Genomic DNA, 19,522 nt, shown 5'->3' on the forward strand with positions numbered 1-19,522 from the left:
CCCGCGCCGCGCGCCGCCGGGGCGCCGTTCAGCGCGGCAGGGCGGTGAGCGTCCGGTGGGCCTCGGCCATGATCCGGTCGACGAGCTCCGAACAGGACGGGAGATCGTCGATCAGACCGGCCACCTGGCCGGCGGCCATCACGCCGAGGTCGGTACGGCCGTCCACCATCGAGGCCTTCAGCAGCATCGGGGTGTTGGCCGCCAGCAGGACCTGACTCCATGTCAGCTCCTTGCCCCGCTTCAGCGCCAGGCCGTCGCGGACCAGCCGGGGCCAGCTCAGCCCGGACAGTTTCCGGAACGACGCGGTGTGGCGTACGGCCCGCAGCAGGGCGCCGGCGCCTCCGGACCGCTCCAGGGATGTCACCAGGGCGCTGCGCAGCATCCGGTGCGGCAGCCCGTCCACCGCGGTGGTGACGGTGACATCGTGGACGGCCGCGGCCAGATAGCGGGCCTGGACCGCCCGGGGCACGGTGCTGTCCGACGTCAGCAGGAAGCGGGTGCCCATGGCGATCCCGGCCGCGCCGTACGCGAGGGCGGCGACCAGCCCCCGGCCGTCGAAGAAGCCGCCCGCGGCGATCACCGGGATGCCGACGGCGTCGACGACCTGGGGGAGCAGCACGCTCGTGGCGACGTTCCCGGTGTGGCCGCCGCCCTCGCCGCCCTGGACGATGACCGCGTCGGCGCCCCAGGCCGCGACCTTCTCGGCGTGCCGGCGGGCGCCGACGGACGGGATGACGACGACGCCGGCGTCCTTCAGCCGGGTGATCAGCTCGCGGGACGGGGCGAGGGCGAAGGAGGCGACCTGTACGCCCTCGTCCACGATGATCCGCACCCGCTCGGCCGCGTCGCCCGCGTCCGCCCGCAGGTTGACGCCGAACGGCGCGTCCGTACGGGAGGCGACCTCGCGGACCGCCGCGCGCAGCCCGCCGGTGGTCATGGTGGCCGAGGCGAGGATCCCCAGCGCGCCCGCGTTCGCGGCGGCCGAGACCAGCCGGGGCCCGGCCACCCACCCCATTCCGGTCTGTACGAGCGGATACCGCACCCCGGTGAGCCGGGTGAGGGCCGTCTCCATCGGCGCCGACTCCATCAGCCCTCGACCTCGCGAGCGCGGAGTCCCTCCGGGTCGAGGACCTCGCGGATCAGGTGCAGTTCGGCGGGGAGCGGCTCGCGGGTGTACGGCACGTCGTCGGGTACGGCGAGGTCGAACCCGGTCGCCTCCCGCACCTGCTCGACCGTGACGCCCGGGTGCAGGGATGCCAGCCGCATCGACCGGTCCGGCGTCGCGAAGTCGAAGACGCCGAGGTTCGACACGACGCGCGGGATGCGGTGGAAGCGGGTCGCCGAAGGACCGGCGGCGGCCGCGCTGTCGTACCCGACCCCGCTGACCATGTCGACCTTCTCGACGAAGACCCGGGCCGAGTGCTTCGGCACCCAGTAACTGGTCGGGTTGTTGAGGGTGTTGACGGGCGCGCCGCGCACCCCGAGCAGCTGGCGCGCGGGGCGCTCCCAGTCGCCGATGCAGGAGATGTTCTGGTTGCCGAACCGGTCGATCTGGCTCGCGCCCATCATCACGTGCCGTCGGCCCCCGGTGACCATCGCCAGGTGCCGGCGGTACGGCAGCCAGCCCTCCGTGCTCCCGTCCGGCCCGACGAGCATCGCCTCGCCGTCGGTCAGCAGCAGGTCCGGCGCGAAGGTCCGCTTGGCGAGCCGGGCGCCCACCGACGGGATCAGGCCCATGGGGCTGGCGAGCACCTCGCCGTTGTCCCGCCAGGCCTCGGCGCAGGCGATCACGCAGTACTCGGCGCGGCTGGTCATCGGGCCGCCTCGCGCCAGGCCTGGACGGCGGACTGGTAGGACTTCTCGTCGGCGCCGGACAGGAAGCGCTGCGCGAACTGTGGCCATGGCGTTGTCGCGTAGAGCTTCTGGAACGGCTCGTCGCGGTCGTAGTCGGGCACGCACGAGGTGAAGTGCGCGCCGTTCGGGGACTCGACGACACCGGTCACCGAGTGCCGCTTCACGAGGAGGGACTGCGGGACGGCGGTCCCGAATCCCTCCACGATCCGTTCGCATGAGACATACGCCGCGTCGGCCGCCTCGCAGAACAGGTCGTCGAAGTACGGGTCGGGTCCCAGGTACTGGCCGTTGCCCAGCCGGTCCGCGCGGTTCACGTGCACCAGCGCGGCGTCCATACGCAGCGCGGGCATCGCCACGAACTCCTCCGCGTCCTCGTACGGAGAAGTGACCGTCCGCAGTGACGGATTGACCCGCATCACGTCTGAGCCGATCCCGGCGCGGACGGGCAGGAAGGGGAGCCGGTTCGCGGCGGCGTGCAGCCCCCACATGAACATCGCCTCGTCGATCTCCGTCAGCGCGAAGGAGCCCGCCTGGCGGGCCGCGCGGAAATGGGGCTCCAGCGGGATCGAGTCGAGCGTCACGAACGCCGCGATCAACTTGCGGATCTTGCCTGCGGCGGCGAGGAGCCCCACGTCCGGCCCGCCGTACGAGACCACGGTCAGATCGGTGACGCCGGACCGCAGCAGCGCCCGTACCAGTGCCATCGGTTTGCGCCGGGAGCCCCAGCCGCCGATGCCGAGGGTCATCCCGCTGCGGAGGCGGGAGACCACCTCCTCCGGTGTCATGGTCTTGTCCGTCACCGGGGGCCCTCCTCGGGGGAGGCACCGAAGGTGGCACGGACCCGGCCGGCCACCCCGCTCAGGTTCGCCTCGAAGGTGAAGCCCTGCTCGAAGCGGTAGCTGCGGCGGACGTCGACCGGGTCGATGCCGTTGATCGCGGCCTTGGCCAGCCGGAGCAGCAGACCGTCCTTGGCGGCGATCTCGCGCGCCAGCCCCAGGGCGCAGGGCATGAGTTCGGTGCGCGGTACGACCCGCCACACCGCACCGTGCGCCGCCAGCTCGGCGGCCGTGGCGGTGCGTGAGGTGTAGTACAGCGTCCGCATCAGATGCTGGGGCACCAGCCGGGCGAGGTGGGTGGCCGCGCCGAGCGCGCCCCGGTCCAGCTCCGGCAGGCCGAAGGTGGCGTCCTCGGCGGCGACGATCGCATCGGCGTTGCCGACCAGGCCGATACCGCCGCCCAGGCAGTGGCCGCCGACCGCCGCCACGACCGGTACCTCGCAGTCGTAGACGGCGGCGAACGCCTCGGCGCAGCCGCGGTTGGCGCCGAGCAGCGCCTGGTGCCCGCTGTCCCGCCGCAGCTCCTTGATGTCGACACCGGCGTTGAAGCCCTGCCCGGCGGCGGTCAGCACCACACAGCGGGTCTCCGGGTCGCGGCCCGCGCGCCGCACGGCGTCGGCGAGGTCGTACCAGCCCTGTACCGGCAGCGCGTTGACCGGAGGGAAGTCGACGGTGAGGACGGCGATGCCCTTCTCGGGGCGCGTGGTGGAGACACCCATCAGTGGATCAGCTACCTTTCCACCAAACGTTTGTTAGGCCGGGAAGGTAGCATCGAATGGAACTCGACGGGAGGGTCGCGGTCGTCACGGGCGGAACCCGGGGCGTCGGCGCGGGCATCGCCCGCTCGTTCCTGGCGGCGGGCTGCGCCCAGGTCGTCGTCTGCGCCCGCAGGCCACCGGACGGGCCCCTCGAAGCCGACGGCAGAAAGGCCGAGTTCAGCCCGCTGGACCTCCGTGACCCGGCCGCCGTACGGGACTTCTTCACCGGCCTCGCCGAGCGGTACGGGCGGCTCGACGTCCTGGTCAACAACGCCGGCGGTACGCCCTACCGCCTCCTCGGCGAGGCGCCGGCCGAACGGCACAGCCGGGTCATCGACCTCAATCTCACCGCGCCGCTCACCGCAACCCTCGCCGCGTACCCGCACCTCCGCGCCGCCCACGGCTCGGTGGTGATGATCGGCAGCGTCAGCGGCACCCGCCCGTCACCCGGCACGGCCGCCTACGGCGCGGCGAAGGCGGGGCTGGCGCAGCTGGCGCGCTCCATGGCGGTGGAGTGGGCGCCCGAAGTACGGGTGAACACGCTGGTGGCCGGCGCGGTCCGCACCGAGCGGTCGGCCCTGCACTACGGGGATGAGGAGGGCGTCGCCGCCGTCGCCCGCACCGTACCGCTGGGCCGGCTGGCCGAGCCCGCCGACATCGGCGAGGCGGCCGTCTTCCTCGCCTCGGACCGCGCCGGATACATCACCGGGGCGAGCCTCCAGGTGCACGGCGGCGGCGAGCGGCCCGCGTTCCTCGACGCCGCTACCGTCAACCAGGGCACCTCGCCCAATCAGGGCACCTCGCCCCACCAGGTCAGCTCGCCCCACCAGGGCACCTCGCCCGCCGCCGCGGCCGACGGAATCCCGCGAGCGACCGGAACCAACCCGCCTACCACGTAAGGAACTCAACGATGCCGAAGGGAATCTGTGCGGGCCGGGTCGCCGCCGTCACCGGAGCCGGCCGTGGTCTCGGCCGCGCCCACGCCCTGGCTCTCGCCGCCGAAGGCGCCCGGGTCGTGGTCAACGACCTGGGTGTCACCGCGGCCGGCGGCGGCGCCTCGTCCGGCCCCGCCCAGCGGGTCGTCGACGAGATCCGCGCCCGCGGCGGCCGGGCCGTCCCGCACACCGCGGACATCACCACCCCCGACGGCGCCGCCTCGCTCGTCACCACCGCCCTGGACGCCTACGGCCGCCTCGACACCCTCGTCAACAACGCCGGGTTCCTGCGCGACCGGATGCTGGTCAACCTCGACGAGGACGACTGGGACGCGGTCATCGGCGTCCACCTCAAGGGCCACTTCCTGCCGCTCAAGTACGCCGCCGCGCACTGGCGGGCCGAGGCCGGAGCCGGCCGGACGCCGCACGCCCGGGTCGTCCACACCAGTTCGGGCGCCGGCCTGCACGGCAGTGTGGGCCAGGGCAACTACTCCGCCGCCAAGGCCGGCATCCTCGCCCTCACCTTCGTCGCCGCCGCCGAACTCGCCCGCTACGGCGTGCAGATCAACGCCATCGCCCCCGCCGCCCGTACCCGGATGACCGAGCGGGTCTTCGCCGGGACGATGGCGGCGCCCGCCGACGGCGGGTTCGACGCGATGGCCCCGGAGAACGTCTCCCCGTTGGTCGTCTGGCTCTCCTCCGCCGCCAGCGACGGCGTCACCGGCCGGGTCTTCGCGGCCGAAGCGGGCCGTATCACCGTGATGGAGGGCTGGCGCCCCGGACCCACCGTGGACAAGGGCGGCCGCTGGACCCCGGCCGAAGCGGGGGAGACGGTACGTACGTTGCTCGCGTCGGCGCAGCCGCCCCTGCCGGTGTACGGGGCACGATGAGCGCGTCGTCCGGGCGCACTGATCAGCCTGTCAGCCTGCGTCGCGTCCGCACGTCTTCAGCCCCGCGAGGACGGCGGCGCGGGTGAGCAGGTCCTCGAACATCGCCGGGGTGAGCAGGCCGGTGAAGGTGTTGCGCTGGCTGGGGTGATAACTCCCCAGGACGTACAGCTCCTGGCGCCCGCCCGCGGCGGGGAGGGGCAGTTCCACTCCGTGGCCGAACGCCGGGCGGGGGCGGGGGAGCGGCCAGCCGGCCTCTCCGAGGACGGGCAGCAGCGCGTGCCAGGCGAAGGCGCCCAGCGCCACGACCGCCCGCAGCCCGGGGCCGAGCAGCGCCACCTCCGCCGCCAGCCAGGGCCGGCAGGTCCGCCGTTCGGCGGGCGTCGGCTTGTTCTCCGGCGGGGCGCAGTGCACCGGCGCGGTGACCCGCACCCCGTACAGCTCCAGCCCGTCACCACGGTGTGTCGCGGTGGGCTGGGAGGCCAGACCCACCGCATGGAGCGCGGCGAACAGGAAGTCGCCGGAGGCGTCCCCGGTGAACATCCGGCCCGTCCGGTTGCCGCCGTGCGCGGCCGGCGCCAGCCCGACGACGGCCAGCGCCGCGTCCGGCGGTCCGAACCCCGGGACCGGCCGCGCCCAGTACTCCCAGCCGCGGAACGCCGCGCGCGGGTGGGCGCCGATGTGCTCGCGCCAGGCCACCAGCCGGGGGCAGGCCCGGCACCGGGCCACCTGCGCGTCCAGCTCGGCGAGCCCGCCGCAGCGGGGTGCGGTGCGGGCCGGGAAGTCGCTGTCCTCGGCCCTGCCCGGCGGCCGACCGCTCGCGCCCGATGCTTCCATCCCTCCACGCTAGGGCCTGGCCTCTCGCCGGGCCTGTGGAGCGGGGGCTCGCTGAACCGCTGTCAGAAGTCTTGCCAGTACAATATCACATTACTATTTTACGGGTCACACCTCACAGGGCTGCAGGCGGCTTCCGCTCTGCGCCCTCAACCCCCCACACTCCTCCGGAGGTTCAGGTGTTGCCCTCGCGCACCGCGCGTCCCCGCACGTCACGTCCCCGTCTACCGCGTTCCCGCATACCGCGCAGACCCCTGCTCGCCGCGGCCCTCGCCCTCGGCCTCGCCCTACCGGCCGCGCAGGCGACCCAGGCCGCCCCGCCCGTCCCCGACGCGCCGGCCCACCGGTCCGCCGCGTCCGCGCACTCCAACCCCTCCGACCACGCCCAACGCCTCGGCCGGAAGCCGCAGCTGGACCCGCGCACCGTGTCGGTGCCCCGCGGTGTCCCCACGTCCGGCCGCATACCGGGCCCGCGGACCAAGGCCGTCACCACCGGGCACCGCGCGCGTCCCGCCGTCGCGCCCTGCACGCTCGACGGGATCACCGGGCTGAGCCCCGAGCAGTTCGCGGACTTCCTCGCCGATCCCGCCGTCACCGCCGAGGACTGCCTCCGCGGCCTCATCTGGACCTGGGACAGCCGGCTCGTCCCGGTGATGTCGGACGAGCACGTCCAGGCCGTGGCCCGCCGCATCACCTCGCTGGCCGACGGCCACGACGGCCAGAACTCCACCCACCTGTACGAGATGTTCACGTACCTGCACGCGGTGGCGTACCACGACTTCTCGCACGACGAGATCGACACCACCGACGAGGCGACGGTCAACGCCGTACGAGGCGCGGTCGACGCCTTCGCCGCCGCCGCGCGCACCTTCGAACCCACCAGGGAGAACGCCGACACCCTGCGCGAAGCGCTGTACGGCGTCGGCCCGGGCGGCCGTCAGCACCAACTCGGCCTGGTCCAGAAGGTGCTGGCCACCATGGACCCCGAGCACACCGCCACTCACAAGGACCCGGCCTGGGCCGGGGCCGCCCTCGCCGGGCTCAGCCTGAACTACCTCGGCGTCTACCCCGGCAACCAGGACACCGCCTTCCAGGAGGCGGTCACCGCCGACCCCGGCTACCGCGCCGTCTTCAAGGGCTTCGCGGACTACACCCACCTCAAGGACACCGACAACGCCTGGGTGGTGCGCGACGCCATCGGTGAGTACGGACGGTTCGGCCAGGTCGAGGCCCTGAAGGGCGAGATCGTGCCCGCCCTCGGCCCCCTGCTGGAGCTCGTCACGCGCAACTTCGGGGACGGCAGCGAGCCCTGGGGGAAGGTCGTCACCTGGCTGATCGAGTTCGACGCCTGCCAGCCGTACAAGGTGTGCAAGGAGGACATCGAGCGCCGCCTCTTCACGGAGAAGTACACCTACGACAAGGGCGGGATCGAGGTCCGCACCGCCCTCGACCGCAAGACCGTCGACCAGCTCTACTACGCGAGCAAGCAGGTCAGGGCGCAGTTCCACCGGGTGCTCGGCACGGACAAACCGCTGGACGGCGACACCAACGCCACCCTCCACATCGTGCTGTACGCGTCCAAGTCCGACTACCAGATCTACCAGCCGATCCTCACCGGCCTGAGCACCGACAACGGCGGGATGTACATCGAGCAGGGCGCGACCTTCTACACCTTCCAGCGCCGGGTCCCCCAGGACTCCACCCTCACGCTGGAGGAGCTCTTCCGCCACGAGTACACGCACTACCTCAACGGCCGCTGGGCGGTACCCGGCTTCTTCGGCGAGGGCCCGTGGTACGAGGGCGACCGGACCACCGCGATGGACGAGGGAACGGCCGAGTTCTTCGACGGCGGCACCCGGCACGACGGCATCAAGGTCCGCAAGTCCCTGGTCCAGGGCATCATCGACGACACCTCGGGCGGCGGTCCGCGGATGACCGTCGACCAGCTGCTGCACGCCACGTACACCGGGGACGGCTTCCGCTTCTACGACTACGCCGGAACGTTCTTCGAGTTCCTGTGGACCGAACACCCCACGCTGCTGCGGGAGATGTACGCGTACGAGCGCGCCGACGACCCCGCGGGCTTCGACGCGTGGCGGGACCGGCTGGGCAAGGACACCGCCCTGCAGAGCGCGTACGACGCCTTCCTCGACGAGCAGATCGCCCACGTCGACGACCTCTTCGTCCCGGACACCGCGTTCACCCCCGTCGGCGAACTGAAGCTCGCCGACGCCGCGGAGGTCCAGAGCGCGTTCGCCGCCGCCACCTCCCAAACCCCCCAGTGCAAGGACAACAAGCGCGACAAGGGCACCGAGGGCGACGGGGACGAGGTGTACGGCCGCTTCGTCTGCACCGGCAAGATCAGCGCCGACCTCACCGACCCCACCAACGCCGACCAGGTCTTCAAGGACATGTCGAAGGCCGTCGACACCACGCTCCTGGAGCGCTCCGCACCCGCCGCGAACAACTTCGCCGATATGAACTGCTCCTTCGGCGCGGTCGACACCCGGCACTCGCGAGCCGGCTCCGCCACCGCGGACTACACCTGTGAGGGGCCGCTCCGGCAGTGACGCACGGCGCCGGCACCGTGACGAGGATCAGCCCTCCGGCAGATCGAGCCGCCGGGCCGTCCCCGGCGCGACGCTGAACGACCGCTCCCGCAGCCGCACCCGCACCGCCGCCTGCTGGGACCCCGGTACCGCGATCCGCACCTGTTCCCCGTGGATCCGCAGATCGATGTCCCAGTGGTGGCGGTAGCGGATGCGGACGTCGAACGTGGAGAGCTGGGGGAGCGGTGCCGGGTCCAGCCAGAGGGCCCCCTCGCGGGTCTCCAGACCGGTCAGACCCCGCTGCACCAGATCCAGGGTGCCGGCCATCGCCCCGAGGTGGATGCCCTCCGCGGTACTGCCGCCGTGCAGGTCGGCGACATCGCCGGTGAGCGCCTCCTCGCAGTACGTCCAGGCGTCCGGGCGGTGCACCCGGGCCAGCACCCAGGCGTGCACCACGGCGCTGAGCGTGGAGCCGTGGCTGGTGCGGTGGAGGTAGTAGTCGACGGTGGCGCGCCAGGTGTCGTCGTCGAGGGGGTAGCCGAGCCGGCGGAGGACCGAGGCGAGCTCCGCGGGGGAGAAGAGGTAACCGAGCATCAGGACATCGGCCTGCTTGGAGGCCTGATAGCGGTTGACGGTGTCGCCCTCCGCCTCCAGGATCCGGTCCAGCCGCCGGATGTCCCCGTAGCGCCGGCGGTAGCCCGCCCAGTCGAATTCGGCCAGGTCGGCATAGCCGGCGAACTGGCTGATCACGCCCTGGTGGAAGGGCACATGGAGCAGCCGGGCGATATCGTCCCAGCGCTCCGGCTCGTCCGGGGTGAGCTGGATCTGCTCGAAGAGCTGCCGCCGGTGGGCCTCGGGGAGGCTCCGGCAGAGCTCGAGCGCGCGCGTCAGCACCCAGGCCGCGGTGACATTGGTGTACGCGTTGTCGTCGACGCCGGGCTCGGCGGCCCCCGGATAGCCGTCGTGGTACTCGTCGGGGCCGACCACACCGCGGATCCGGTACCGGCCCAGCCCCGGGTCCCACGCGGCGACGGAGGCCCAGAACCGTGCGATCTGGAGCAGCATTTCGGCCCCCTTGCCGTGCAGGAACTCCGTATCGCCGCTGGCCTGGCCGTACTGCCAGATGTTGTAGGCGATCGCCGACCCCACGTGGTGCTGACGGCGCGAGTGGTCGGGCAGCCAGTGGCCGGACCGGGGGTTGAGATGGAGCTGCTGGGTCTCCTCACGGCCGTCACCGGCGCTCTGCCACGGGTACATCGCCCCCGCCCGGCCCGCCTCCCGCGCCGCGTGGCAGGCGGCGGGCAGCCGCCGGTGGCGGTAGTCGAGCAGCGCCCGGGACACCTCGGGCAGGCGCAGGTTCAAGAACGGCAGCACGAACAGCTCGTCCCAGAAGACGTGCCCGCGGTACGCCTCACCGTGCAGGCCCCGCGCCGGCACCCCGACATCCAGCTCCGCGGTGTGCGGCGAGAGGGTCTGCAGCACATGGAAGAGGTGCAGCCGCAGGATCCGGCCCGCCTCCCCGGGCACCTCCAGCCGGGCCTGCCGCCACAGGCCGTCCCAGGCACGCCGGTGCGAGGCCAGCAGCTGCCGGAAGTGCGGGGCCTGGAGCACACAGGTCACCGCGGCGTGCCGGGGACTCTCGATCGCCGGGTCGTGGGAGGTGTACAGCGCCACCGTCTTGTCGACGGCCACGGTGGCGCCCGCGGTGACCGGCAGCAGCACCGTGTGGCAGGCCCGGAGCACGGTCAGCCGGGGCCGCGGCGCCACGCCCCGCACGGGCGTGGCCCGGAGCCGCTCGGCCAGCGCGATGCGGATGTCCGAGTCGACGGTGCGGCAGCTCAGCCACACCGTGTCCGGTCCCTCGGCGCCCGTCTCCCAGCCCCGTAGATGCTGGTCGGCCAGACCTCGGTAGCGCTCCACGCCGGTATTGCGGACCGCGCCGTCGATCCCCGCCTCCACCTCCACCGAGCCCGCCCAGCCCTCCGCCGTGAACGCGGTGCGCAGCGCGGCCAGATGGGGTTCGCCCATGTGCACCAGGCGGCGCTGCTCGACCCCCAGCCGCCGCCCGGACCCGTCCTCGTACACCGACCAGCGGGTCAGGGTGCCGTGCCGCAGGTCCAGGTCCTGCCGGTGCTCCGTCAGCTGCGGGTGGTCGGGGGAGAGCCAGGGCCCGGGGGGCGCGTCGGCCGGGCGGATGCGGTAGCGCAGCGGCAGCCAGTTGGGCAGGTTGACCAGGTCCTCGTTGTCCACCGGGCGGTCCGCCACGGTGGACGTCAGGCGGTTGTAGCAGCCGGCCGCGTAGGTGCCCGGATAGTGCGCGGGCCCCACCAGCACCTCGGACGCCGCGCCCCGGGTGCAGAAGTAGCCGTTGCCCAGCGCGCAGAGCGCCTCCCGCAGCCGTTCCGAACCCGCGTCATACCCCTCGTACGACCAGGTCCAGGAGCGGCCGCCGGCGGTCGGCATCGGTCTCGGTTCCCTTCGTCGGTGTCCTTCCATGTCACCACGGCCGCCGGCCGGGGGCGCGGTGCGCGGGGCCGGGCCCTGGCGTGCCCCGGGGCGTGGGGTGACGATGGAGACACACCGGCCGGACCGGCGACCGGGCGACTGGGCTACGGAGACGACCGGGCTACCGAGCGGAAGGCGGTGGCGGCGATGGAACGGCCCCTGGTCGTGGGCGTCGACGGATCGGACTCCGCCCTCCGGGCCCTCGACTGGGCGGTGGACGAGGCGGCGCTCCTCGGGCTTCCGCTGCGCGTGCTGTACGCCTCCGCCTGGGAGCACTTCGAAGGCGAGGTCCCCGGGCAGGCCCGGGAACGCCCCCGTGAGCAGGCGCTCGTGGAGGCCGTCGTGGCCTCCGCCGCCGAACGGGCCCGCGGCCGGGATACCGCTGTCGACGTCACCACCGACGTGGCACCCGAGGACGCGGTCACCGCCCTGCTACGCGCGGGACACACCGCGTCGCGGCTGGTCCTGGGCTCGCGGGGGCGCGGGGAGATCACCGGGCTGCTGCTGGGGTCGGTCGGGCTGGCGGTCGTGGCGCGGGCCCGCTGCCCAGTGGTCGTGGTACGCGGCGACCCGGCCGGGCTGACCGGTACGCACCAGTCCGTCCTCCTCGGCGTCGGCGACCCGGACAAGGGCGTGGACGCGGTCCGGTTCGCCTTCCGGGAGGCCGAGGCCCGCGGCTGCCTGCTGAAGGCCGTGCGCGCCTGGCGCTGCCCGGCGCACGAGCGGACCGCCACGGGACACCCCGGGAGCCGGCACGAACGGCAGGCCTCGGAGCTGATCGACAAGGCGCTGGCCGCGGCGGCCGGCGACCATCCGGAGGTCAGGGTGCGGCGGACCACCGTCGAGGGTCCGGCGCACAAGGTGCTGGTGCACCGTGCGGCCGCGGCGGATCTGCTGGTCATCGGGGCCGGGCGCCGCCAGGGCCACTTCGGGCTCCCGCTGGGGCGGGTGGTGCACGGCGCGCTGTGTCATGCGGCCTGCCCGGTGGCGGTCGTACCGCAGCGCGACTGAGCGGGACCGGCGCGTTCCTACGGCGGCCCGCCGCTGATCAGCCCTCCATGCCGGCTCAGCCGTCCATGCCGGCTCAGCCGTCCGCGCCGAACGGCGCCAGGATCTCCCGCTCGGTCCGCCGCTGTACCCGCTCGCTCAGTACGGACAGCTGGTGCGACACCGTCGCCCGCACCGGCTCCGGCGACCGGATGCGCCGCGCCGTGCCGGGCAGCTCCGCGACGTCCGCCAGCAGCCGCCGGTGGGCGTCCGCGCGCCGGTCCCGGGGCGTACCGCGCCGGCCCGCCCGCATCATCGTCTCCAGCAGCGGTACCCCGTCCGTGGGCGGCGGCTCGTCGGCCAGCCCGATCACATCGTGACAACCGGGCCGGCGGAAGACCTGCTTGCGGCCCGGAGCGGTCGCCTTCGCCGACGACAGCTTCATCACCGGCCGGCCGTCGTACGCCACCAGCTTGTACGCCGAATCCAGCGCGGGTGCGTCGGCGCTCACCCCGACCCGGGTGCCCACCGCGTACACATCGATCGGTGCACCCGAGGCCACCAGATCGTGTACGGCGTACTCGTCCAGCCCGCCGCTGGCGACGATCCGCACCTGGGGCAGGCCCGCGTTGTCGAGCATCGCGCGGGCGCGGCGGGAGAGCCGGCCCAGGTCACCGCTGTCCAGCCGGATCGCCGAGCCGTCACCGCGGCCCAGCGCGGTCAGCACCCGGGCCGCCGCCGCGACCCCGGACGCGGTGTCATAGGTGTCCACCAGGAACGTCACCGGACCGGGGTGGCACAGCGCGAACGCGGTGAAGGCGGCCTCCTCGTCCTCGAACGCCTCCACGTAGGAGTGCGCCATCGTGCCGATGGCCGGCAGGTCCTCGGCGTGTGCCGCCGCGACGTTGCTGGTCCCGGCGAAACCGGCCATCGCCCCCAGCCGGGCCACGGTGTGCGCGACCTCGGTGCCATGGGTGCGCCGCAGCGAGAAGTCCACCACGGGGCGGCCCTGCGCGGCGAGTACACAGCGGACGGCCTTGGATGCCAGCGCGGTCTGATGGCTGAGCTGGTTGAGAACGTACGTCTCCACCAGCTGCGCCTCGGGGAGCGGCGCGGTGATCTCCAGCAGCGGCTCATTGGCCAGCACCACGCGCCCCTCCGGTACCGCCCGGACCTCCCCGGTGAAGCGCAGGTCCGCCAGCGGGGCCAGCTCCCGCGCGGGCCGTTGCAGCGCCTGGGCGAACACCTCGATGTCGTCGTGCCGCACCCGGAAGCCGGCGAGGTGGTCGAGGACCGATTCGACGCCCGCGGCGATCAGGAAGCCCCGCTCCGGCGGCAGCCGCCGGACGAAGCAGCTGAAGGTCGCCGGCCGCACCATGTCCTCGCGCAGGTACGACAGGGCCATGGTCACTTCGTACAGATCGGTGACCGTCGCATCCGCCATGGCCGACTCCTTCCCGGCCGGGCCGCCGGCCCGGCGCGCCGCGCCCGGCTCAGGCCAGCGCGTTCGTCCAGCCGTAGGCCATCCGGTTCTCCCGCCGGGGCGGCGCCGCACCGACCTCCTGGAGGTCGTCGTCCGCCACCCGCAGCAGCTGCCCCGCGAGGTCCTTCAGCGCGCGCCCGGCCGCGATCTCGTCCCCGATCTCCGGTACGTCCGGATCCCCGGGGCTGCAGCGGGCCGTGCCGTGCCCGGTGAGGGTGGTGGTTCCGGTCTCCAGGACCGCCCGCGCCGTGGTCGTGCCGTCCTCTTCGACGAGGGAGACCCGGACCGGCCAGTCGACTGTGTTCGCCATGGCTCACTCCCGTTGCGCCGTGCCTGCCGCACTCCAGGCGCAGCCAACGCGCCCGGTGCGCTGTGTCCGCCACGCTCCGGGCGCAACCCACGCGCCCGTGCGCACCCCTACCGTCATCATCCGCCTTCTCACTCGTGGGGCACCACCGCCACCGGGCACGGAGCGTGATGGACCACGGCCTGCACGATATGGCCGATCCGCGGCCCCGGCAGCAGGTGGCGGTGCCGGCGTCCCACGGCGAGCAGCGCCGCGCCCGCGGTGTCGTGCAGCAGCGCGGGCGCCGGGCTCTCCATCTCGGCCCGCGCGTCCACCGGCACATCCGGGTACTTCTCCCGCCAGGGCCGCAGCGCCTGCTCGAGCTCGTACCGGGCCAGCTTGGCCGCTTCTTCGGCGGCGCACGGCTCCACCCCGCCGCCCCGGTTGTACGCGTACGCGGGCAGATGCCGGCCGTGCACGGCACGCAGGGTGACCCCGCGGCGCGCGGCACTGGCGAAGGCGAAGGCGAACAGCGCCTCGCACGGCTCGTGGAGGCTGACCCCGAGCACCACGTCCCCGTCCCGCCCGTCCGGCGTGGGCTCCTGATCGGCGCGTACGATCACGGCCGGGGTGCTGGTGTGTGTGACCAGCTGCAGACCGAGTTCACCGAGGACGTAGCGCGACACCGGGCCGAGGTTCCGCGAGCCGAGGACCAGCAGGTCGGATGCGGCGGCCGCCTCCTTGAGGGCCTCCATCGGGTCCTTGGCCACCAGGTCCGCGTCCACCGGGAGGTCCGGGTGGCGGGCGCGGACGGCCGCTACGGCCTCGTCCATCATCCGGTGCGCCCAGTAGTTCTGGCCGCTGGCCTGGGGCCCGGTCTCGGACGCGAGCAGCACCCAGGCGTGCAGCAGCCGCAGCCGCGCGCGCCGCAGCCGTGCCTCCCGCGCCGCCCACAGGACGGCGGCCCGGGACTCCGGCGTACCGTCCACACCGGCGGTGACGATGTCCTTCATGGCCTGGCTCCTCTCTCCGGCGGCCGTCTCCGGCCCGCGGTGTCCGTCGCACACCTCCAGCCTCCGCCCGGGCCCGCCCTGCCCGCACGGCGACCGCGCGCCCGGGGCTAGACCCGGCCGTGGGACCGCTGGGCGCGCCGGGACAGTGAGTCGATCACCACCGCGAGCAGCAGCACCCCGCCCGTGATCATGTACTGGACGGCGGTCTCGATGCCCATCAGGGCCACCCCCGACGCGATGGACTGGATGACCAGCACCCCGAGCAGCGCCGACCAGGTCCGGCCCCGGCCGCCGAACATGCTGGTACCGCCGATGACGGCGGCGGCGATGGCGGCCATCAGCAGATTGCCCGACCCCGACGTCTGGGAGACCGAGGTGACCCGGGAGGCCAGGAACACCCCGCCGATCGCGGCCATCGTGCCCGACACCATGAACACCGAGATCCGCACCAGGTCCACGTTCAGCCCGGTGCGCCGGGCCGCCTCCACGCTGCCGCCCAGCGCGAAGATCATCCGTCCGTAACGGGTACGGCACAGCACCTGGTCGAGTCCGACGAGAAGGACCAGGAAGATCAGCAGGGCCAGCGGCAGGCCCTGGAACTGGTTCAGCACATACGCCGCGACCACCGAGATCACCGCCAGCACGGCGGTGCGCAGCACCAGTTCGCCCACCGGCCGGGCCGGCACCCCGGCGGCCCGGCGACGCCGTACGTCGTGGTACGAGGCGAGGAAGTAGCCGGCGGTGCCGAGCACCGCGAGGCCGTAGGCGTAGGCGTCATGGGTGAAGTAGAAGCCGGTCAGCTGGGCGACCAGGCCCCGGTCGTCGAGGTTGAGGGTGCCGCTGGAGCCCAGGAGGGAGACCATCAGGCCGTTCCAGCCCAGCAGCCCCGCCAGCGTGACCACGAAAGCGGGCACCCCCACCTTCGCGAAGAAGAACCCCTGCACGGCGCCGATCGCCGTACCGCTGAGCACGGCGAGGAGCAGCGCCGGTCCCTCCGGCATGCCGTGGTCCACGTTCAGCACCGCGAAGGCGGCCGCCGCCAGGCCGCTCACCGAGCCGACCGACAGGTCGATCTCCCCGAGCAGCAGCACGAAGACGACACCGGTCGAGATCATCCCGATGCCGACGATGTCCACGCTCAGCACGGAGAGGTTGCGCGGGGAGAGGAAGTTGCCGTTGAGGCTCTGGAAGATGATCCACACCACGAGCAGACCGAGGACGACCGGGACCGAGCCCAGCTCACCGGCGTGGAACCGGCGCCGGAGGATCCGCAGCGGGTTCTGCCCGCCGCGCCCGTCCGGGGCCCGGCCGCCGCCCGTACCGCCCGGCCGCTTCCCGCGGAGCGCCGCCGTCCACGGCCGGCTCACCGCTCCGCCTCCCAGCCCCCGGCCTGACGTCGCGTCACCGCGTTGTCGGTGGCTCCGGTGATGGAGGAGATGATCTGCTCGTGGGAGGTCGTACCGACGTCGAAGAAGCCGTTGTTACGGCCCAGCCGCAGGACCGCGATCCAGTCCGCGACGGCCTTGACGTCCCCCAGGTTGTGGCTGATCAGCAGGACACCGAGCCCCCGCTCGCGGAGCTGGTCGACCAGGCGGAGGACCTGCGCGGTCTGTTCGATGCCCAGGGACGCGGTGGGCTCGTCGAGCAGGACCAGTCGCGGCTCGCCGAGCATCGAGCGGGAGATCGCGATGGTCTGCCGCTGGCCCCCGGACAGCGAGGCGACCGGGATGCGCACGTGGGGCATCCGGATGGCGAGCCCGTCGAGCAGCTCCCGGGTGCGGCGCTCCATCTCCACCTCGTCGAGGAGCCCGGTCCGCCGGAGCTCCCGGCCGAGGAAGACATTGCCGACCACATCGAGGTTGTCGCACAGCGCGAGGTCCTGGTAGACGGTGGCGATGCCCAGCTCCTGGGCCTCGTGGGGACGGGTGATCCGGACCGGGCGGCCCTGCCACTCGACGGTGCCCGCATCGGCCGGATCGACCCCGGCGATCACCTTGATCAGCGTGGACTTGCCCGCCCCGTTGTCCCCGACCAGCGCCACCACCTGTCCGGCCCGTACCTCCAGTTCGACATCCGCGAGCGCCTGGACCGCGCCGTACCGTTTGAACACTCCACGCAGCCGCAGCAGCGGCGGTGCTGTCATGAGGCACCTGCCTTACCTGGTGAACCCGTCCTTGGCACACCGCCAAGCCACACCCCTCACCGCGCATTCGGACGTGGGTGCAGCGATCCGGGCACCCCTCCATGTCACCAATTCGAATGCAAGTTCGCATTCCGCCTGTCGCGGGCTCGGCGCATGACCGCAAACCCGATCATTCCGGGCCCTCTCCCAAGGAGTACCACCCCGTGCGCCACCATGCCTTGATTCGAACTGCCCAGAACGGCGACACCGAGGCCACGGCCCAGCTACTGGCGAACTTGGAGGGGATGGTCTACCGCCTGGCGGAGAAGTGCATCGTCGGGCATCACCGTGGCCACCTCCCGCCAGACGCTGAAGCGGGCCCTGGACCCGGCCGCGTGAGCCGGCGCCGTACGACCACGTGGGGGCCCTGACGCCTGGAGGGCACCGACGAATGATCACGCCCGGTAGATGGCCGACGGAACAGCTGGCTCCGGGCCGTCCCCGGAGCCTCCGAGTCAAACCGGCGTTGACGGGTGATGACGTCTTTGGCGTGGGTGGGCGTCAGAGCCGGCCAGAGGACCGCACGTAGACGAGAGACCACGTGCGAGACTTAGCTCATTATGTGCCGAAAAACTGGAACAGATGGTGAGAGAACTGGACGGCATAACTGATCCCTCTGGCGCGCAGCAGGTTGCCCCCTTGGTGAAACGGCGGCCTCTGCTGGCTGTAGGTGTGGTGTTGTGTGTCGGGCTGCTGTTGGCCGTGCTGTCGCTGCTGATGCTGACGCCGGCTCAGCATCTGCGCTCCCTTCGGGACGGCGTGCAGGCGTCAGCGACGCTGCACGAGGCCGGCTCGTGCATATTGGGTGATTGCCGGGTCAAGTTCGAGGCCAACGAGCAGACCGTGGTAGCGAACCTCCCGGTGGGCAGCAGCGGGGGCAAGAGAAGCGTCGGCGACCAGATGACCGTCCGACACCAGGCGGACGACCCGCAGGTGGTCGCCCGTGAAGACGACCTCTATGGCGGTGGGGCGGCGGTGTTGGCGATGACGTTGGGCGTGACGTCCCTGCTCTGTCTGCTGTTGTCGGTTATGGCAGCGGTCCATGCAATGCGGCAGCGGCATTCTCGGACCACATCTGACCGGACCGCCTAAGCCCAACTTGGCGGATTTCCCTTACCGCGGCGGTGACAGTTGCTGTATGGGGCGCTGTCCCCATCCCTGGCTACTCTCGGGAGACGGCGCGCCTGTGATCGCGAACGTTTCCTGATGTGGCACTGGTAACGATCCCTGGAGGTGCCACAGATGGCTGAAGAGTTCGAGTGTGACTAGGGGTTGTGTCCGATGGTTTGGGGTGCCCTCGGGCCGTCGGCGATGTGTCACCCGTAGGTGTTGCTGTTGGTGACAGCGCGACCGCGATACACACCGCTCCAAGGGCTATGGCTTCGTCACCATGGGGTCCCAGGAGCAAGCGGACACGGCAGTGAGCGGACTCCACGAGCAGGAGCTCGACGGGCGTCGCATCAGGGTCAACGTAGCCGTGAAGCATCCCGGGGCCGGCGGCTGAGTAGCCGAACTTCGCCTGCCCCGTTGGGACTTCCGGCCCCGACTGACGGAGCCACAGTCGGAGCGCGGCGACGGCGACCGTTCCGTGAAAGACGTACGCTCTCTTGTCAATTCGCGTTGCTACCGCCCGGAAGCCCTTGAGCGCGTTGATGGTCCGCTCGACTTCGTTCCTGCGGGCAGATGCGCCCAGTCGAATCCGGCGGGGCGACCGCCCCGGCTGCCGCGCCGTAGGCGGTTGGCCCGCTGGTCGCGACGGTCACCAGCTTCCCGAAGGCACGCGGGCTCAGCCCGGTGAATGGGGCTATCCAGGACGGCTCCGACGCCGTGATCACACCAGCTACGGCGAGATCGTCTCATCTTGATCACGCTGCGGGGCCCGCCCGTCTCTGGCTGGGCACATCTCAGTCGCCCGGACGGTTCGGCATGAGAACCTGACACCCGTGGCTACGGAAACCAAGGTCGGAGAGCTGTTGCACCAGCGCGGCTGGCGGACGGCGTTCACGGTCGCTGAAATGGTGAACGCGTGGGCCGTCCTGGTGAGCGCCGTCGAGCGCGGCTACGGCGACTACATCCACGAGTACACCAACGACCTCTACTGCCGAAACTGGCTGCACGAGGCCTGGCTCCTGCTGGACGACCACATCGTCCGGCTCTGGACCCCGCGGATCAAAGCTCTGGACGACCGGTACAAGGCCGCGACCATCGACGACGACGGCATAGCACTCGACCAGTTTCACAGGATCCCCGGCCCTGACCTGTGGTGGTGGCGGCGATACCCCCGCACCCTCACCGGAGACCTCGGGCGTTCGCTTCGCTCGGCCGGCGCCATCGACGCAGACCCGGACACAGCCTGACCCTCAGCCTCATGGCATTACGGGACAACTCTTAGTCATGCGACTCATCGGACAGG

General features: G+C 72.3%; 17 protein-coding genes and 3 pseudogenes. 7 read left to right on the forward strand and 13 right to left on the reverse strand.

The genetic code is table 11. From position 1 onward, the window contains the following. Positions 1-28 precede the first annotated feature (28 nt). The 4 genes from AZE13_RS27120 to AZE13_RS27135 are packed head-to-tail and all read right to left on the reverse strand — an operon-like array spanning position 29 to position 3,409. Complete coding sequence (locus AZE13_RS27120; RefSeq protein ID WP_066937527.1) at positions 29-1,072, reverse strand: NAD(P)H-dependent flavin oxidoreductase; 1,044 nt, start codon at positions 1,070-1,072, stop codon at positions 29-31. 14 nt (positions 1,073-1,086) lie between these two features. Beyond that, positions 1,087-1,815, reverse strand: coding sequence for a CoA-transferase subunit beta (locus tag AZE13_RS27125; protein WP_066937451.1), 729 nt, complete (start codon positions 1,813-1,815; stop codon positions 1,087-1,089). Beyond that, on the reverse strand, positions 1,812-2,654 hold the full coding sequence (locus AZE13_RS27130; protein WP_066937454.1) for a CoA transferase subunit A: 843 nt from the start codon (positions 2,652-2,654) through the stop codon (positions 1,812-1,814). The genes AZE13_RS27125 and AZE13_RS27130 overlap by 4 nt, the downstream gene beginning before the upstream one ends. Beyond that, entirely contained in the window at positions 2,651-3,409 is a 759-nt protein-coding gene (locus AZE13_RS27135; protein ID WP_066937457.1) for an enoyl-CoA hydratase family protein, read from the reverse strand. Before AZE13_RS27135 ends, AZE13_RS27130 begins: the two co-directional genes overlap by 4 nt. 56 nt (positions 3,410-3,465) lie before the next feature. Between AZE13_RS27135 and AZE13_RS27140 the strand changes: the two genes are divergently transcribed. Continuing rightward, the gene (locus tag AZE13_RS27140; RefSeq protein WP_079124405.1) at positions 3,466-4,347 is read left to right on the forward strand and encodes an SDR family oxidoreductase; all 882 of its coding nucleotides are present in this window, start codon (positions 3,466-3,468) and stop codon (positions 4,345-4,347) included. An 11-nt stretch (positions 4,348-4,358) separates the two neighbouring features. Next, complete coding sequence (locus tag AZE13_RS27145; protein WP_066937459.1) at positions 4,359-5,273, forward strand: SDR family oxidoreductase; 915 nt, start codon at positions 4,359-4,361, stop codon at positions 5,271-5,273. 30 nt (positions 5,274-5,303) lie between these two features. Here AZE13_RS27145 and AZE13_RS27150 read toward each other — a convergent pair whose 3' ends face one another. Continuing rightward, positions 5,304-6,107 (reverse strand): uracil-DNA glycosylase, encoded by an 804-nt coding sequence (locus tag AZE13_RS27150; protein ID WP_066937461.1) that lies wholly within the window; start codon positions 6,105-6,107, stop codon positions 5,304-5,306. A 176-nt stretch (positions 6,108-6,283) separates the two neighbouring features. Here AZE13_RS27150 and AZE13_RS27155 point away from each other — a divergent pair, with 176 nt between their 5' ends. Further along, positions 6,284-8,674 carry a collagenase gene (locus tag AZE13_RS27155; protein ID WP_398780233.1) on the forward strand — a complete coding sequence of 797 codons (2,391 nt, stop codon included), beginning with the start codon at positions 6,284-6,286 and terminating at the stop codon, positions 8,672-8,674. A gap of 27 nt (positions 8,675-8,701) precedes the next feature. Here AZE13_RS27155 and AZE13_RS27160 read toward each other — a convergent pair whose 3' ends face one another. Then, positions 8,702-11,116, reverse strand: coding sequence for a glycoside hydrolase family 65 protein (locus tag AZE13_RS27160; RefSeq protein ID WP_066937464.1), 2,415 nt, complete (start codon positions 11,114-11,116; stop codon positions 8,702-8,704). 189 nt (positions 11,117-11,305) lie between these two features. Between AZE13_RS27160 and AZE13_RS27165 the strand changes: the two genes are divergently transcribed. Next, complete coding sequence (locus AZE13_RS27165) at positions 11,306-12,169, forward strand: universal stress protein (protein WP_066937532.1); 864 nt, start codon at positions 11,306-11,308, stop codon at positions 12,167-12,169. Positions 12,170-12,242: 73 nt separating this feature from the next. Here AZE13_RS27165 and AZE13_RS27170 read toward each other — a convergent pair whose 3' ends face one another. The 5 genes from AZE13_RS27170 to AZE13_RS27190 form a co-directional block, all read right to left on the reverse strand. Beyond that, a complete protein-coding gene (locus tag AZE13_RS27170; protein ID WP_066937467.1) occupies positions 12,243-13,589 on the reverse strand; it encodes a nicotinate phosphoribosyltransferase in 1,347 nt (448 codons plus the stop codon). A 49-nt stretch (positions 13,590-13,638) separates the two neighbouring features. Further along, entirely contained in the window at positions 13,639-13,938 is a 300-nt protein-coding gene (locus AZE13_RS27175; protein WP_066937470.1) for a dsRBD fold-containing protein, read from the reverse strand. A gap of 128 nt (positions 13,939-14,066) precedes the next feature. Further along, positions 14,067-14,927 carry a universal stress protein gene (locus AZE13_RS27180; protein WP_066937473.1) on the reverse strand — a complete coding sequence of 287 codons (861 nt, stop codon included), beginning with the start codon at positions 14,925-14,927 and terminating at the stop codon, positions 14,067-14,069. Positions 14,928-15,034: 107 nt separating this feature from the next. Then, a complete protein-coding gene (locus tag AZE13_RS27185; protein WP_181690455.1) occupies positions 15,035-16,294 on the reverse strand; it encodes a sugar ABC transporter permease in 1,260 nt (419 codons plus the stop codon). Continuing rightward, on the reverse strand, positions 16,291-17,070 hold the full coding sequence (locus tag AZE13_RS27190; protein ID WP_066937476.1) for an ATP-binding cassette domain-containing protein: 780 nt from the start codon (positions 17,068-17,070) through the stop codon (positions 16,291-16,293). The genes AZE13_RS27185 and AZE13_RS27190 overlap by 4 nt, the downstream gene beginning before the upstream one ends. A 621-nt stretch (positions 17,071-17,691) precedes the next feature. Between AZE13_RS27190 and AZE13_RS27200 the strand changes: the two genes are divergently transcribed. After that, entirely contained in the window at positions 17,692-18,201 is a 510-nt protein-coding gene (locus AZE13_RS27200) for a hypothetical protein (RefSeq protein WP_258528015.1), read from the forward strand. 268 nt (positions 18,202-18,469) lie between these two features. Then, positions 18,470-18,613: pseudogene (locus AZE13_RS39320) on the forward strand (hypothetical protein); the annotation flags it as partial. Between the two features lie 45 nt (positions 18,614-18,658). On the opposite strand, the pseudogene AZE13_RS38415 reads toward AZE13_RS39320, so the two are convergent. Beyond that, a pseudogene (locus AZE13_RS38415) lies at positions 18,659-18,864 on the reverse strand (IS5/IS1182 family transposase); the annotation flags it as partial. Next, positions 18,864-18,944, reverse strand: a pseudogene (locus AZE13_RS35860) (IS5/IS1182 family transposase); the annotation flags it as partial. The pseudogenes AZE13_RS38415 and AZE13_RS35860, both read right to left, overlap by 1 nt. A gap of 108 nt (positions 18,945-19,052) precedes the next feature. Here AZE13_RS35860 and AZE13_RS27205 point away from each other — a divergent pair. Then, the gene (locus AZE13_RS27205; RefSeq protein ID WP_066937481.1) at positions 19,053-19,466 is read left to right on the forward strand and encodes a hypothetical protein; all 414 of its coding nucleotides are present in this window, start codon (positions 19,053-19,055) and stop codon (positions 19,464-19,466) included. The last annotated feature ends 56 nt before the right edge of the window (positions 19,467-19,522 follow it).

The organism is Streptomyces sp. NBRC 110611, assembly GCF_001590865.1.
Taxonomy (GTDB): domain Bacteria; phylum Actinomycetota; class Actinomycetes; order Streptomycetales; family Streptomycetaceae; genus Streptomyces.

Bases quoted from the DNA above. Each gene is read 5' to 3' on its own strand.
- AZE13_RS27120 (WP_066937527.1), bottom strand. From the start codon at position 1,072: ATGGAGACGGCCCTCACCCGGCTCACCGGGGTGCGGTATCCGCTCGTA.
- AZE13_RS27125 (WP_066937451.1), bottom strand. From the start codon at position 1,815: ATGACCAGCCGCGCCGAGTACTGCGTGATCGCCTGCGCCGAGGCCTGG.
- AZE13_RS27135 (WP_066937457.1), bottom strand. From the start codon at position 3,409: ATGGGTGTCTCCACCACGCGCCCCGAGAAGGGCATCGCCGTCCTCACC.
- AZE13_RS27140 (WP_079124405.1), top strand. From the start codon at position 3,466: ATGGAACTCGACGGGAGGGTCGCGGTCGTCACGGGCGGAACCCGGGGC.
- AZE13_RS27145 (WP_066937459.1), top strand. From the start codon at position 4,359: ATGCCGAAGGGAATCTGTGCGGGCCGGGTCGCCGCCGTCACCGGAGCC.
- AZE13_RS27150 (WP_066937461.1), bottom strand. From the start codon at position 6,107: ATGGAAGCATCGGGCGCGAGCGGTCGGCCGCCGGGCAGGGCCGAGGAC.
- AZE13_RS27160 (WP_066937464.1), bottom strand. From the start codon at position 11,116: ATGCCGACCGCCGGCGGCCGCTCCTGGACCTGGTCGTACGAGGGGTAT.
- AZE13_RS27165 (WP_066937532.1), top strand. From the start codon at position 11,306: ATGGAACGGCCCCTGGTCGTGGGCGTCGACGGATCGGACTCCGCCCTC.
- AZE13_RS27170 (WP_066937467.1), bottom strand. From the start codon at position 13,589: ATGGCGGATGCGACGGTCACCGATCTGTACGAAGTGACCATGGCCCTG.
- AZE13_RS27175 (WP_066937470.1), bottom strand. From the start codon at position 13,938: ATGGCGAACACAGTCGACTGGCCGGTCCGGGTCTCCCTCGTCGAAGAG.
- AZE13_RS27180 (WP_066937473.1), bottom strand. From the start codon at position 14,927: ATGAAGGACATCGTCACCGCCGGTGTGGACGGTACGCCGGAGTCCCGG.
- AZE13_RS27190 (WP_066937476.1), bottom strand. From the start codon at position 17,070: ATGACAGCACCGCCGCTGCTGCGGCTGCGTGGAGTGTTCAAACGGTAC.
- AZE13_RS27200 (WP_258528015.1), top strand. From the start codon at position 17,692: ATGGTGAGAGAACTGGACGGCATAACTGATCCCTCTGGCGCGCAGCAG.